Here is a 13,329-nt window from a genome sequence, read left to right as displayed (position 1 = left end):
AGAAAGCCCCGGAGAACCGCAGGATTACGCGGAACTCCGGGGCTTTTTCTATGCCCGCCCGAAGGCTGAGCCGGCGGCGTCTCACATACGTCTCCGATGAAGACGAGAGCCGACCCTAAGCGGCGAGAACCGCGGAAGGTGCTCACACTCCACCAACGCGTGGGAGCGAGTCGCGCCCACAACACGCGAGGCGCGCAGGGGCCGCCTAAAGGGTCTCCCTGGACGCAGCGCTTCCGCGCTCGCTCCGCAGATTGAGAAGTCCGCTGCGTCAGCTGGCCGATGTCGTCCTACGCGAGTTCTGAGGAGCGTTGCTTCAAACAAACGAGATGCGCTAGGCTTTAAATCGATTTAAAGCCTCGAAGGAGAGTTCATGGTTCAGCAGTCGACGACGGCGACGCCGCGCGGGATTCGCGCACGCAGACCAAAGTTCCCCTGGTACGCGTATCTCGCACTGCTTCCGCTCGCAGTCGTCCTGATCGCCTTCCAGTACTACCCCGCCCTCAGCGGTATCGTGTACTCCTTCTTCGACTGGAATCCGGCGGGCGATTCACCGTTCATCGGGGTGGACAACTACGTGCGCATGTTCGGCGACGAGCTCTGGTGGCGTTCGTTCCGCAACCTCGGGCTCATCTTCGCGTTCAGTGTCGTCGCGTGGGCGCTTCCGTTGTTGGCTGCGGAACTCGTCACGTCTCTCCGCAGCGAGCGCGCCCAGTTCGTGTACCGCACACTGCTGATTATCCCGATGGCATTTCCCGGTATCGTCACGGCGCTGATCTGGGCCTTCATGTACCAGCCCAATCGCGGCGTCTTCAACGAGGCGCTCGCGGCGCTCGGTTTGGGGGCGCTGGCGCAGAACTGGGTCGGAGACCCCGATCTCGCGTTGATCTCGTTGCTCTTCATCGGGTTCCCGTTCGTCGCGGGTCTGCCGTTCCTCATCTTCTACACGGCCTTGCGGAACGTGCCCAAGGAGGTGCTCGAGGCAGCAGAGCTGGACGGTGTGAGTCGTCTGCGCCGCGTCTGGACGATCGATATCCCCCTCATGGCGAACCAGGTGAAGCTCCTGGTGTTCCTCGCGGTCGTCGGCACCGTCCAGTACGGATTCGTGGCCTACGTCGTCACGGGCGGAGGGCCTGACAACGCGACGATCGTTCCTCTCCTGCGGATGTTCGGCGTTGCTTTCCAGGCGCAGGATTGGGGCTACGCGGCAGCGCTGTCGACCACGCTCTTCCTCATCACGCTCGTTCTCAGCTGCGTGATCGTGTTCATGAAGCGAAAGTCGGATACGTCCGACGTGAAGGGAATGTGATGGCGATCTTGGAGCACATCGACAGCGTGCCTGCACCGATGACGACAGACAAAGGGCAAGGCATTGCGCGCGCGGGAGGGAGGCGTCGAGGTCGATCGAGGAGAGGGCAGGAGGGGCTGCACATCGCAATCGGCTTCATCGTGCTCGTGGGCCTTGCGCCGTATCTCTTCATGCTCACAACGTCTCTTAAGGACAACCAGCAATTCGCGGCGAGCTACTGGCTGCCTGCCTTTCCACTTCGATTCGACAACTACGCGGTTGCCTGGCAGCAGATCGCGCCGTATCTTCTCGCTTCGCTCATCGTCGCGGCGGGCTCGATCGTCTTCATCATCGCGATCTCGTTGCTCAGCGGATTCGTTCTGGCCCGGTACCGGTTCGTCGGCCGCAACTTCTTCTTCATGATGATCGCGGCCCTCATGATGATTCCGGGCATCGCCAGCCTCATCCCGCTGTTCGTGATGGTCAGAGACCTGGGTCTCATCAACACCTACATCGTGCTGATGATCCCGCACGTCGCCGGAGGGGTCGTGTTGGGCACGATTCTCATGAAGACTTTCATCGAAGGGATTCCCCAGTCGCTGTTCGACGCGGCGCAGATCGACGGTGCCGGCGGCGTCCGCCTCTTCCGCTCCATCATGCTCCCGCTTTCGCTGCCCGTCATCGGCACCGTCGGTCTCATCACGATCAACGGCGTCTGGAACGACTTCTTCTGGCCGCTTCTGACTGTGACGGAGAACGAACTTCGCACGGCATCCGTCGGGCTGCTGTTCTTCCAATCTCAAGCGGGAGTGAACTATGGGCCGATGTTCGCCGGCTACCTGCTGGCAAGCGTTCCGCTCCTTCTCCTCTTCACATTCCTCTCCAAGTACTTCCTCGCCGGAGTGCAGGGAGGCCTCCCCGGCTCGCACTGACGCGAGATCGGATCAACGGCACCCGCCACCACACTGATGATTGGACATTCAATGAACCGCAGATCACCTCTGCTCGCGAGCGTCGCCCTGCTTGGCGTATCGACGTTCGCTCTCACCTCCTGCGCTGCCAGCGGGGCGGAAGACGGCGTCGTAGAGATCACGATCGCCGGGCCGAACCAGTGGAACTCGGAGACGACCACGTTCGGCGCGGGCTGGGACCAACTGATCGCTGACTTCGAGGAGGCAAACCCCGGTATCCGGGTCAAGACGAACGTCCTGCCAGGAGCGGACTGGTCGCAGACCTTGTCGACTCAGCTCTCCGCCGGGACAGCCCCGGAGCTCATCTTCAACCAGGCGCCGCACAGTCCGGAGCAGATCGTCGCGCTGGACGACTATCTCGATGCGCCCAGTCCCTACGCTGAGGGTGAGGAGGAGCGCTGGATCGACACCTTCAACCAGGCCTACTTCGGCGAATCCGCGACCCGTGCCCGCAACGCGGCAGGCGAGTTCGAATGGATACCGTTCAACCTCGTCATCGCGGGCATGTTCTACAACGCGGATGCTTTCGAGGAGGCCGGGGTCGCCGCCCCGTTCGACTCCGTCGGTGATCTCATCGATGCCTGCGGCAAGCTCCAGGATGCCGGTTATGACGGCATCGCGGCCGACCGCGGTCCGCTCACAGCCACCTGGATCTTCAATACCATCAGCTCGGCGCTCCTTGACAAGTACAAGGATGAGCTAAACCAGTTCGATGCCGAAGGCAACCAGGGAACCGCCTCGGAGGTGACCCAGAAGAGTCTTGCGAAGGCGTATCTGACCGGCGAGCTCGACCCGACCACGACACCGGAGTTCGGTGAGAGCCTTCGTCTGATGAAGGACGTCTACGACGCGTGCATGACTCCCAACTGGTCCGGGATCAATACCGGTGGCGCTTTCCACGGTGCCGAGGACTTTCTCTCTGGACGTGCGGCCATCGCTTGGGGCTCCAACTTCTCGGCGCCGGCTCTCGATGAGGTTTCGTGGGAGTGGAACACCCTCGGGTTCCCGGATGTGTCGACGGCGGACTCGGAGTACGCCGATGGAACGCCGTCCCGGTTCGGTGCGGCCCCGGGAGGGACGAGCTACATGATTCCCGCGACGACGAAGGGTGAGAAGCTCGATGCCGCGGTGCGTTTCATGCAGTTCATCACCTCGCCGCGGGCCCAGGATTGGCTCGACTCATCCGGGGGTATTCCTTCGACGAACGACACGGTCGCTGCGCCCGGGCTCGAGGGCCTCACGTCCGGGCAGTGGGCAGAGACGCCTATTGTCAAGGACATCGGAATCAGCTCCAAGGCCAAGGGGGGTCTGCCCGATTTCAGCGGATATCTGCTGGAGACGAAGACCGAACAGGAGCAGCTCGCCGAGCTGAAGGCCGACTTCATCCTCTGGGCTCAGGAGCTCGCTGCTGACGGCGGGTGGACGGAGGATTGGGCTCAGGGTTGATCCGGAGGGGTGCGGAGGCCACGTGCGGCTCCGCACCCCTCACGCCCTCAGCGCAGAGAGAGACATGATTCATCTCATCATTGACACAGACTTCCAGATGGACGTCGACGATGCCGGCGCCTTGGCCGTCGCCCACGCTCTGGCAGATGACGGTGTCGTCAGCATCCGAGCCGTGATGCTCAACACCCCCAGCCGCTGGGGTGCGCCCGCGCTCGACATCGTCAATCGAGCGTGCGGGCGACGACTGCCGATCGGGACGCTACCCCACAGCGACGAGAGCGTGCCGGAACCCGAGTACGCGCGGTCTGTGGTGGAACGTTTCGGTGAGGAACCGGGCGCCCCGGTCGAAGACGCCGTCGGGCTCTACCGGCGACTCCTCTCAGAAGCGGAACCCGGCTCCCTGACCATCGTCTCCATCGGGTTCTTCGACAACCTCATCGCCCTACTCGACAGCGCCCCCGACACACACTCGTCTCTGAGCGGAGCCGATCTGGTCCGCAGCGCTGTCGGGCGCACTCTCGTGATGGGGGGCGTCTTTCCCGAGGGGCGAGAGTTCAACTTCGTCGGCGATGTCGCGCTCACGAGACGACTTCTCATGGAATGGCCGTTGCCGATTGAATTCGTCGGATTCGAGACTGCTGCGGGCATGATCACGGGAGCGGATCTCACGCGAGACCGTGGCAGTGACGATCCGGTGGCCCACGCCTACGCGGTGTACAACCGCGGCGAGAGTGGTCGTGACAGCTGGGATCCGCTCACGGTGTTCGTGGCGGCGCATCCCGGTCGATTCGGGTGGAGTCATTCCGGCAGCGTGACAATCGAACAGGACGGGGTGAACCGATTCTCTGCCGACTCGGAAGGCTCGCACCGCACGTTGATTCTGCCGGATGCTGACGGTGCCGGGGTGGCGGCCGAGATCGATGGTCTCCTGCGTCGTCCCAACGGATCGGCCCGCGTCCGGTATCGTGGCGCTTCGTGAGGGATCCGAAACTCGCTGAGGTCGCGCGGCTCGCCGGCGTGTCTCCGGGGACGGTATCGAACGCATTCAACAAACCGGGTGTCGTCGCGGCGGACACTCTTGCGCGCGTGATGACGGCCGTCGCCGAACTCAACTATGTGCCCAATGGCGCGGCGCGTCAGCTCCGAGTCGGCACCAGTCGCACCGTCGGTCTCGTTCTGCACGACCTGACGAACCCATTCTTCGCGGCACTGGGGGAGGGGGCAGAGGAATGGGCTGGCCTGCGCGGATCCTCACTGCTGATTGCGACGACGAACGGCTCCTCCGACAAGCAACGCGAATACCTCGCGCTCTTCGAAGAGCAGCGGGTGCAGGGAGTCCTTCTGCAGCCCAACGAGTTCTCTCGCGAATCGCTCGACAAGCTGCGAGCCCGTGGGATCCCGGTCGTGCTCCTCGACCCGCCTCCGTCGGACGTGCACGTTCCGTCCGTCTCCGGGGATGATCTCGCCGGGGGGCGGCTCGCTGCTCGCCATCTTCTCGACATCGGGCGGCGGCGACTCCTCGTCGTGACAGGCCCAGAGGGCGAGCGAGCTTTCGATCAGCGCGCGCAAGGTGCGATGGAGGAGATCGCGCTCGTTCGAGGCGCCTCGGTCACGGTGGTGAAGGGAGAAGCGACGATCGTCGCCGGACGCGCCGTCGGAGCCGGCATCGATGTAGTGGACTTCGACGGGGTGATCGCCGGGAACGATGTGATCGCTCTCGGTGTCCTCCAGGCATTCCTCGAGAGGAACATCAAGGTTCCTTCAGACATCGCGGTGATCGGATACGACGACATCGACGTGGCCGGTGCTGCAGGCGTTCCCCTGAGCACCGTGAGACAGTCAGCCCGAGACATGGGGCGTCGCGCGATCGAGTTGCTCTTCGAGGTCATCGTCGTGCCGGAATGCGAGCGCCAGGTCGTCTTCACACCCCATCTCGTCGCGCGGCAGTCGACAGTGGGTTGAGGGGTGCGCGTCATCCGCGCACCCCTCAACGGTCACGGAACCGTCAAGTGCACGTCGTCGATGAAGAACTTGGACGACCACGGTGACGCGGATCCGATCGCGCGGAAGCCGATCTCGATGGAACTCAGTGCGTCGCGAGATGCCCATGCGCTGATGTCGACCTCGATCGTCTGCCAGAAACCCCCAGGGCTGAGCACTGTGGTGGTCCGGCTAGAACCGTCTGCTGACCGGACGGTCACGAACGCTTCGTAGTCCGTCGCTGCCGGTGCGCCGCCCCAGTGATCCAACTGGAGTCGCAGGTGCGAGTATTCGGTGGCGTCGACCCCACGCTCGAACTGCCGCGCGATCGTTCGCCAGGTGCTTCCCACGACGGCCGTGGAACTCGCGGTCAAAAGCTTGGCGCCCGCTGCGGCTGTCGGCACCGAACCCGTCGTCGACGCGAAGGAAGAAGCGACGCTCGTCGTCCCGGAACTCGCCAGCCACCCTTCTGTTCCGGTCTCGAATCCGCCGAGCGGCATGACGTCGTCGACGAGCCCGGTGGGGAACGATGCGTGCGCCTTGTAGGCGGATACATAGGCCGTCAGGTAGTCCAGATAGCGTGAGCCGAGGGCGCCCGCGGTGGGCTCGATATCGCGACTGTACTCCGGCGAGAAGTTGTCGACGAACCTGCTCGCACCCGTCTCATCCTCGAAACGCTGAGCGATCCATTCGTTCCACCATGTGACGGTGACGATCTTCGGGCGAACCTCGAAGGCGCGCTCCCACTGCGTTGCGAATGTCGTCCCGCCACGGCGAGGAGTCGCTGTCAGGGGATGGGACATATAGCTCTCCTGGAAAGCGGTCGCCACAGTGATCTGCTCCGGTTGCCCTCCTGTCATGGCGACGTTCTGAGGGTGTGGCTGGAGGAACGACCATTCGCTGGGTGCGAGGGCGGGCTGGAGGCCCCACATGACACGCTGCGTGAATGTGGCATCGAGTGATGCCGGTGCCACATTCGTGCCGAGCATGAGCGGTTTGCCATCCCACTCCACGAAAAGCTTGTCGTAGGTACCGGGAAGATAGAACTCGTCGCGCAGGCCCGCCCCGGCGAACGCGGGATCGGGCTCGCTCGGCGACGTCTTGTTCCAGAACACGACGTGCGGGGTATCGAGACCCTCAGAGCGCATCTCGAGCATCTCGTCGAGCAGCACCCGGACCGGGTCGAGGAACAGATCCTCGTAGTATGCCGCGGGCCAGGTGCTGTCGGCATTGGAATTGTCGACCACGATGAAGTCGACACCCGCCGACTGCAACTGCGCCATATGCCGCCGGATCACAACCCGATCATCTGACCGGTAGTAGCCTCCCGCTGGTTGTGACCAGTAGTGGAAGGCGCCCAGAGGCCCCCACGCCGGGGCAGTGGCGGCGGCGTTCGCAGTGTCGAATACGGTGCTGATGTCCGGGGGAGTCGGTGAGCCGGACGCGCTCACAACGGGGTTGAACCACACCGAGTAGAGGATCGAGACCAGATCGTCGCGATCGGTGATGTCGAGCGGCGTGGAAGTCAGCGTCGCCGCTTCCGATGGGACGGGGCTCTCGTGCGGTGTCATTCCTGTCATAGTGCCTGCGAGTGCTGCGGCCGTGAACACCGTCAGCGCGGTGCTGAGTCTTCTTCGTCTCATGTCGGTCCTATTCTGTGAAATGCGATAAGATCTTTAAAACGATTTAAAGATCGTTCGAGACTGACCTTATACATGACGCCTCGAAGAAGGAAGACATGCTTGCTGCTCACTCCCTCACCGTTGATGGCCTTGAGAGACGCACCGATTCGGGGATCGACCTCGTGTTCCGCTGGCGTCTGCGCACCGATCAGAACGGTCTCGATCAGGGGAGCTTCCGTCTGACCATTACAGGGAACGACGGCGACACCGTGTGGACCTCGGGGTGGGTCATCGACGCCGCGGTGACGCATCGCGTGACCGTTCCGCTCGCGGCGGGTCGACCTCACTGGGTGCGGATCGATGTTTGCGACGGAAGCGGTCGCGAAGGGGCAGGGGCGAGCGCGTTCCTGCTCACCGGACCCGACCTCGAGAAGTGGCAGTCGCCATGGATTGGCAGAGATCCCGAGCCTGGTGCAGCCTCGTCGCCGACGGCGGTCCCGACCGATCTCGCGCGCAGTTGGCAGACGATGTACTCGCAGCCGCCGCTGCAACTGCGGCGTTCGTTCACTCTGCGCGGGACTCCGGCTTTCGCCGTGCTTCACATCTCAGGCAGGGGTGTCTACCGCGCCTTCATCAACGGGACGCAAGCCGGTGACGAGCAGCTTTCGCCTGGGTGGACTGACTATGAGTCCCGGATCGAGCTTGCGAGCCACGATGTCACAGCGTTGCTGTCGGAGGGTGAGAACGTGCTCGCCGCAGAGGTGTCTGACGGATGGTGGAGCGGCTACGTGGGATTCGACACGCGCCGCCACGCCCGGCTGTACGGCGACGCACCACAACTCGTATGCCTGCTGGAGGTGGTGTGGAATGACGGTTCCTCGGAGGTCATCGACACCACCGAAGGGTGGAAAGAAAAGCCCGGCAGCATCGTGATGGCTGATCTCCTTATGGGGGAGTATCACGATCTCGGCCTGGAGACTCCCGGATGGGATCGTCCCGGATTCGACGACGCGGGGTGGAGGGACGCGGTGGTGTTGGACCACGACGTCTCCACTCTCGTGGTGGCGTCCGGGCCTCCGGCGCGTGCGCTTCTTGATCTCCCGGCGCTATCAGTGCGTCACGTGGGCAACGCGCAGGTCGTCGACTTCGGTCAGAACCTCGTCGGGCATGTGCGACTTCGTCTGCGAAGCCAGCCCGCAGGAGCCGTGATCAGGATCCGGCACGGTGAGACGCTTGACGGGGAGGCCGTCTACACGGCCAATCTCCGAACGGCTGAGGCATTGGACATCATCGCGCTGGGCGACGCAGGATCCGTTGAATTCGAACCACGCCACACCGTTCATGGCTTCCGATACGCATCCCTCGAAGGGGTGGCCGGTAGCGTCGCGCTCGAAGACATCGAGGCCGTAGTGGTCGGTACCGACCTCCTGTCCACGGGACAATTTTCGTCATCTTCGGAGATGGTCAACCAGCTCTACTCGAACATCCGTTGGGGGCAGACGGGTAATTTCGTCGCCATCCCCACAGACTGCCCTCAGCGTGACGAACGGCTCGGGTGGACCGCAGACACCCAGATCTTCGCCCCGACGGCGCTTTTCAACTCTGATGCCGCGGGCTTCCTTCGACGCTGGCTGGTAGATCTCCGCACCAGCCAGAGCCGTGATGGTTCTGTTCCGGATGTCATTCCGCTCCCTCCGCATACAACCGAGTTCTCGTGGGGTGCTCCTGCGTGGGGTGACGCGGTGACCCTGGTGCCGTGGGCGATCTACCGGGCGACAGGAGACGAGTCCGTGCTCGCAGAAGCGCTGGAGAGCATGCGCCGGTGGAGCGACTACACGGCGGCACGCGCTCCGAGGGGGCTGTGGGAGACAGGGCGGGGCAACGACTATGGCGACTGGCTATCGGTAGAGGCCATCACCGACCCCGCGCTCGTCGCCACTGCCTACTACGCGCACAGTTCAGAGATCGCCGCCCGCGCGGCAGCCATTCTGGACGATGCGGATCAGGCGTCTGTCTTCCGTGCACGCGCGGAGGAGGCGACAGCGGCGTTCCAGCGGAGTTTCCTCAACAAGGATGGACTGACCCACCCTACGCAGACAGGCTGTCTTATGGCGTTGGCATGGGATCTCGTTCCGGCTGGACTCGTGCCTCTCGTGCGAGATCAGCTCATTGCGGATATCGAGAGTCGTAGCAGGCGTCTCACCACCGGCTTCCTCGGAGTCGCTTTGCTGTGTCCGGTGCTCGCAACCCACGGTCGATCTGATCTCGCCTATGCGCTGCTCTTGCAGGAGGAGTATCCGTCCTGGGGGTACTCGATTCGGCACGGCGCGACGACGATCTGGGAACGATGGGACGGGTGGACGGAGGAGCACGGCTTCCAATCGATCTCCATGAACTCCTTCAATCACTACTCGCTCGGCTCGGTCGGCGAGTGGCTCTACCGCGGCGTCGCCGGCATCGATCAGGCCCCTGACGATGCCGGATTCGCCGATCTCGTCATCCGGCCGTACCTGACGCATCGGCTCGACGCGGCCTCTGCGGAGTTCCTCGCCCCGCGAGGTCTGATTCGCAGCGGCTGGAGCCGCCAGGAGTCCGGTGATGTGGAGATGTCTGTGGAGATTCCTCCTGGGTGCACTGCGCGAGTGCACGTGGGGCGCGAAATCGTGCAGGTAGGTAGCGGTCGGCATTCCTTCACTGTTCACGCGGTCGACGCGATGCCGCAGACGGCGGACGAATGACCGGGATGCGGCGCATCGTCGTCATCGGATCGATTAACCAGGACGAGGTCGACCTGGTCGATGTCCTACCTGTGCCGGGTGCGACCGTGCGAAGCCTCGCAACGCGAATCCAACTCGGGGGCAAAGGGGCGAATCAGGCTGTTGCCGCCGCGCGTTTAGGAGCGCAAGTCTCGATGGTCGGAGCGGTCGGTTCGGACTCCGCCGGTGTGGAATCGATGGATCGCCTCCACCATGAGGGCATCGACACTTCGAGTGTCGTTCGCGTCGCAGGGGAGACCGGACGCGCGTTCGTTCTGGTCGACGCCGCCGGAGAGAACTCGATCGTCGTGCGGTCCGGGGCGAATCATGCCGACGGTGAGTTGGCAGTGCGTGCGTGCCAATCGATGCAGAGCGGTGATCTCGTCGTCATGCAGGGCGAGTTGCCCTGGTCCATCACCTCTGCTGTCGCGAATCGGGCCGAGGAGGTCTCTGCGAGGCTCGTCCTCAATCTCGCGCCGGTGGGGGAGCTCTCCGCCGAGGTGCTGGCTCTCGCTGATCCGCTGATCGTCAACGAGAGTGAAGCGCTCGAGCTCGCCCACCGTGTGGCCGATGCTGATCTCCGTCGTCCAGGCGCTGTGGAGGATGCGCTCCGCGGGCTGTGCCGATCCCTGGTGATCACCCGAGGGGGGAAGGGCGCGTTCGCCGCAGAAGCACAGACAACGATCATGGTCCGAGCCGAGCGTGTCCAGGTGATCGACACCACCGGTGCAGGCGATGCGTTCGTGGGTGCCGTGGCCGTGTCGCTCGCGAAATCACACGGCCTTCCCGAAGCTGTGCACTTCGCGAACAGGGTCGCCGGGCGAGCGGTCGGCGCGTCTGGAGCGATGGATGCCTATCCCCGACTAGAGGAGCTCGAATAGGACGTCAAGAAGGTCAGCTTCTCCTTCGCGAAGCTGACCTGACTGGTCCCCGTATCTCTGGCTGCGCGGAGCCTGACGTTCGGGCGTTCCGGTTGCAGGCAGGCCTGAGCGGAATCGTCGATCGGTCGAGACCAGCCTGCAATGCCTGCCTCATCGAGAACTGTGACCATCGAGATGGTGAAACAGTGCAGGTGCCTGCACGCAACGTAGCGGTGTCATTTCAAGCGTCCGCCATTGCGACTGTGGCCCGTCCCCGCGATCCGCTGGCTTGAGTAGAGGTGCTTTCCCTAGGGGGTTTCGGATCCTGAATACCTTGCACTCGCAGAAGCCGGTGAGCTGAGATGCTCTGAGTGCATCCTGCCCCGCCAGGGGTTTGAAGCCCCGGAGGGCCTATCCACACGAGCTATCGGGCGTCGTGCCGGGCTTCGACGTGGCTTGTCTTGATGTCACGTTCCCGGTAAGCTTTCGTGACATGAGCATGATGTCACCGGCGGCAGCGATCCGGAGTGTCCCTGAGCGTTCCTTCGTGCGCGTCAGCAACTTGCCTGGCACTGCCGTCGCCGCGCGGCAGGCCGCGTCGCGAGCTGCGCGGAACGGCGAGTTGCTTCCTGTCCGTCGGGGCCTGTACTACCGGGGCGCCAAGACGAGGTACGGCATGACGCGTCCTCGCGTGGAAGACATCGCCCGGGAAGTGCTCGGAGAAGAGGGTACTGGTCCCGCTGGGTACTCTGCTGCTCGGGAGTGGGGTGTGACGACCCAAGTTCCCTCGTCTTTCCATTTGGCGACGCTTTGGACGACAGATCCGATCGCGGGTGTGACGCAGCATGCCCGGCGGAACAAGGAGCGGACGAAGCTCAACGCGAAGGAGATCGCTCTCCTGGAGCTTCTGCGCGCCCCGGACCTGTATGTCGAAGCGGGGTGGGGCACGCTGGTTGAGCGAGTCCGGGACGCGCTTGCTAAGAAGGTAGTGCGCGAGGACGCGCTCCGAGCTGCTGTTGCTGGCGAACGAAACACCGCTGTGCGGGAGGGGTTCGCCGAGCTCACTGCCGATCTGGTAGCCAGGTGAGCGAGCGACTTCGCGACAACTCGGACGATCTCGACGCCCTCGTTGGTCTCACGGCCGAGGCTCTGGGGATGCCAGCGGTCTATGTAGAGAAGGACTTCTGGGTCACCGAAGTGCTGAGAGCTGCCAGCGCGGAACAGGCGATCGCTCTTCCGGATGGGTCAGTCGCTCCGGTGACGTTCACTTTCAAGGGAGGGACGAGCCTGAGCCGGGTGTTTGGCATCGTGGAACGCTTCTCGGAAGACGTCGACCTTCTCGCGGAGTTCCCCGTCGAGGCCTCATTGAGTGCGCGGCACAAGATCCTGAAGGCGGTCGATAGCGCCGTCAGAGTTCATCTCTCGTTCGACGACGATCGGGTAGCCGTTGGTTCCTCGACGAAAGGCGTCAAGCGCTACGCGACCTACGCGTATCCGACTGCAGCCCAGGATCCGTTTTTGAAGGAGGGCGTACTCCTCGAGCTCGGTAGTCGAGGCGGGACCCACCCGTCTGCGCCGCACCGGTATCGATCCCTTATCGCTGATTACGCGATCGCTGAGCTCGGTGAGGATGAGTCGGCGTGGGAGGAGTTCGCGGTCTTCGAGGTGAACGTGCTGGCTCCCGAACGCACACTCTTCGAGAAACTTGCCGCTGTGCACGATGCGGCAAGCCGTAACGACACGGGCGCCCTCTTGAAGCACGGTCGCCACTTCTATGACATCCACCGTCTCGTTCGGAGCCCGCTGGTGGCAGCGGCGCTCGAAGCGATGAGTGCGGAGTCCAAGCAGAGCCTCGTGGACGACATCGACCAGCAAAGCCGAGCCGCGGATTTCTCGTCCACGCCGCGACCGGTGAAAGGATACGCATCCAGCCCCGCCTTCGATTCAGATCATCCTTCCCGCGAAGCGATCGAGGCCGGGTACAACGCTGCGCAGCAACTCATCTACGGGGACCTGGTCTCCGTGGAAGATGCTGTCGCGAGTGTCCACGCAGCGCGCGAACTCCTCTAGAGCTTCGTGACGGTGGGACGTACCTTCCCACTACGGAGGCCTTCGGCAATGCATCCAGAAACCCCACGTAAACCCCTGACGGATCTGTCGATGGCTACCAAGAGCCGGGACCTGGCCGGGACCTGGTGCATGCAAACCATGCAATCCATGACGTGAAATCAGGCTGTTTGAAGTGCAGAAAAGCCCGGAAAACCAAGCAATCGGGCCGAACCGTCTACCTGGGGGTCAAGGGGTCGCAGGTTCAAATCCTGTCAGCCCGACCAGAAAGGCCCGGAAACTCGCAAGAGTCTCCGGGCCTTCTGCATGTCCGGGAAGGTCAACCTCTCCAAAACCCCTCCG

General features: G+C 63.4%; 10 protein-coding genes. 9 read left to right on the top strand and 1 reads right to left on the bottom strand.

The genetic code is table 11. The features are described from left to right. Nucleotides 1-370: 370 nt before the first annotated feature. The 5 genes from CQ034_RS06090 (at nt 371) to CQ034_RS06070 (ending at nt 5,664) form a co-directional block, all read left to right on the top strand. Complete coding sequence (locus tag CQ034_RS06090) at nt 371-1,306, top strand: carbohydrate ABC transporter permease (protein WP_219860761.1); 936 nt, start codon at nt 371-373, stop codon at nt 1,304-1,306. Nucleotides 1,307-1,476: 170 nt separating this feature from the next. Then, a complete protein-coding gene (locus CQ034_RS06085) occupies nt 1,477-2,217 on the top strand; it encodes a carbohydrate ABC transporter permease (RefSeq protein WP_219860760.1) in 741 nt (246 codons plus the stop codon). A gap of 51 nt (nt 2,218-2,268) precedes the next feature. Then, nucleotides 2,269-3,702 carry an ABC transporter substrate-binding protein gene (locus CQ034_RS06080; protein ID WP_181156222.1) on the top strand — a complete coding sequence of 478 codons (1,434 nt, stop codon included), beginning with the start codon at nt 2,269-2,271 and terminating at the stop codon, nt 3,700-3,702. Nucleotides 3,703-3,766: 64 nt separating this feature from the next. Beyond that, nucleotides 3,767-4,681 carry a nucleoside hydrolase gene (locus tag CQ034_RS06075; RefSeq protein ID WP_105710265.1) on the top strand — a complete coding sequence of 305 codons (915 nt, stop codon included), beginning with the start codon at nt 3,767-3,769 and terminating at the stop codon, nt 4,679-4,681. Next, a complete protein-coding gene (locus CQ034_RS06070; protein WP_105710264.1) occupies nt 4,678-5,664 on the top strand; it encodes a LacI family DNA-binding transcriptional regulator in 987 nt (328 codons plus the stop codon). The genes CQ034_RS06075 and CQ034_RS06070 overlap by 4 nt, the downstream gene beginning before the upstream one ends. Nucleotides 5,665-5,696: 32 nt before the next feature. On the opposite strand, the gene CQ034_RS06065 is transcribed toward CQ034_RS06070, so the two are convergent. Beyond that, complete coding sequence (locus tag CQ034_RS06065) at nt 5,697-7,325, bottom strand: hypothetical protein (RefSeq protein WP_219860759.1); 1,629 nt, start codon at nt 7,323-7,325, stop codon at nt 5,697-5,699. 293 nt (nt 7,326-7,618) lie between these two features. Between CQ034_RS06065 and CQ034_RS06060 the strand changes: the two genes are divergently transcribed. From CQ034_RS06060 to CQ034_RS06045, 4 genes are all read left to right on the top strand, one after another. Next, complete coding sequence (locus CQ034_RS06060) at nt 7,619-10,042, top strand: alpha-L-rhamnosidase (RefSeq protein WP_181156220.1); 2,424 nt, start codon at nt 7,619-7,621, stop codon at nt 10,040-10,042. Next, entirely contained in the window at nt 10,039-10,941 is a 903-nt protein-coding gene (locus tag CQ034_RS06055; RefSeq protein ID WP_105710261.1) for a ribokinase, read from the top strand. Before CQ034_RS06060 ends, CQ034_RS06055 begins: the two co-directional genes overlap by 4 nt. A gap of 670 nt (nt 10,942-11,611) precedes the next feature. After that, nucleotides 11,612-12,007, top strand: coding sequence for a hypothetical protein (locus tag CQ034_RS19405; RefSeq protein WP_146114808.1), 396 nt, complete (start codon nt 11,612-11,614; stop codon nt 12,005-12,007). Further along, nucleotides 12,004-12,990 carry a nucleotidyl transferase AbiEii/AbiGii toxin family protein gene (locus CQ034_RS06045; RefSeq protein ID WP_105710259.1) on the top strand — a complete coding sequence of 329 codons (987 nt, stop codon included), beginning with the start codon at nt 12,004-12,006 and terminating at the stop codon, nt 12,988-12,990. The genes CQ034_RS19405 and CQ034_RS06045 overlap by 4 nt, the downstream gene beginning before the upstream one ends. Nucleotides 12,991-13,329: the final 339 nt, after the last annotated feature.

The organism is Microbacterium sp. MYb45, assembly GCF_002979655.1.
GTDB lineage: Bacteria > Actinomycetota > Actinomycetes > Actinomycetales > Microbacteriaceae > Microbacterium.
This window is presented reverse-complemented; position numbering and strand designations above follow the sequence as displayed.

Bases quoted from the DNA above. Each gene is read 5' to 3' on its own strand.
- CQ034_RS06075 (WP_105710265.1), top strand. From the start codon at position 3,767: ATGATTCATCTCATCATTGACACAGACTTCCAGATGGACGTCGACGAT.
- CQ034_RS06090 (WP_219860761.1), top strand. From the start codon at position 371: ATGGTTCAGCAGTCGACGACGGCGACGCCGCGCGGGATTCGCGCACGC.
- CQ034_RS06055 (WP_105710261.1), top strand. From the start codon at position 10,039: ATGACCGGGATGCGGCGCATCGTCGTCATCGGATCGATTAACCAGGAC.
- CQ034_RS06065 (WP_219860759.1), bottom strand. From the start codon at position 7,325: ATGAGACGAAGAAGACTCAGCACCGCGCTGACGGTGTTCACGGCCGCA.
- CQ034_RS06085 (WP_219860760.1), top strand. From the start codon at position 1,477: ATGCTCACAACGTCTCTTAAGGACAACCAGCAATTCGCGGCGAGCTAC.
- CQ034_RS06080 (WP_181156222.1), top strand. From the start codon at position 2,269: ATGAACCGCAGATCACCTCTGCTCGCGAGCGTCGCCCTGCTTGGCGTA.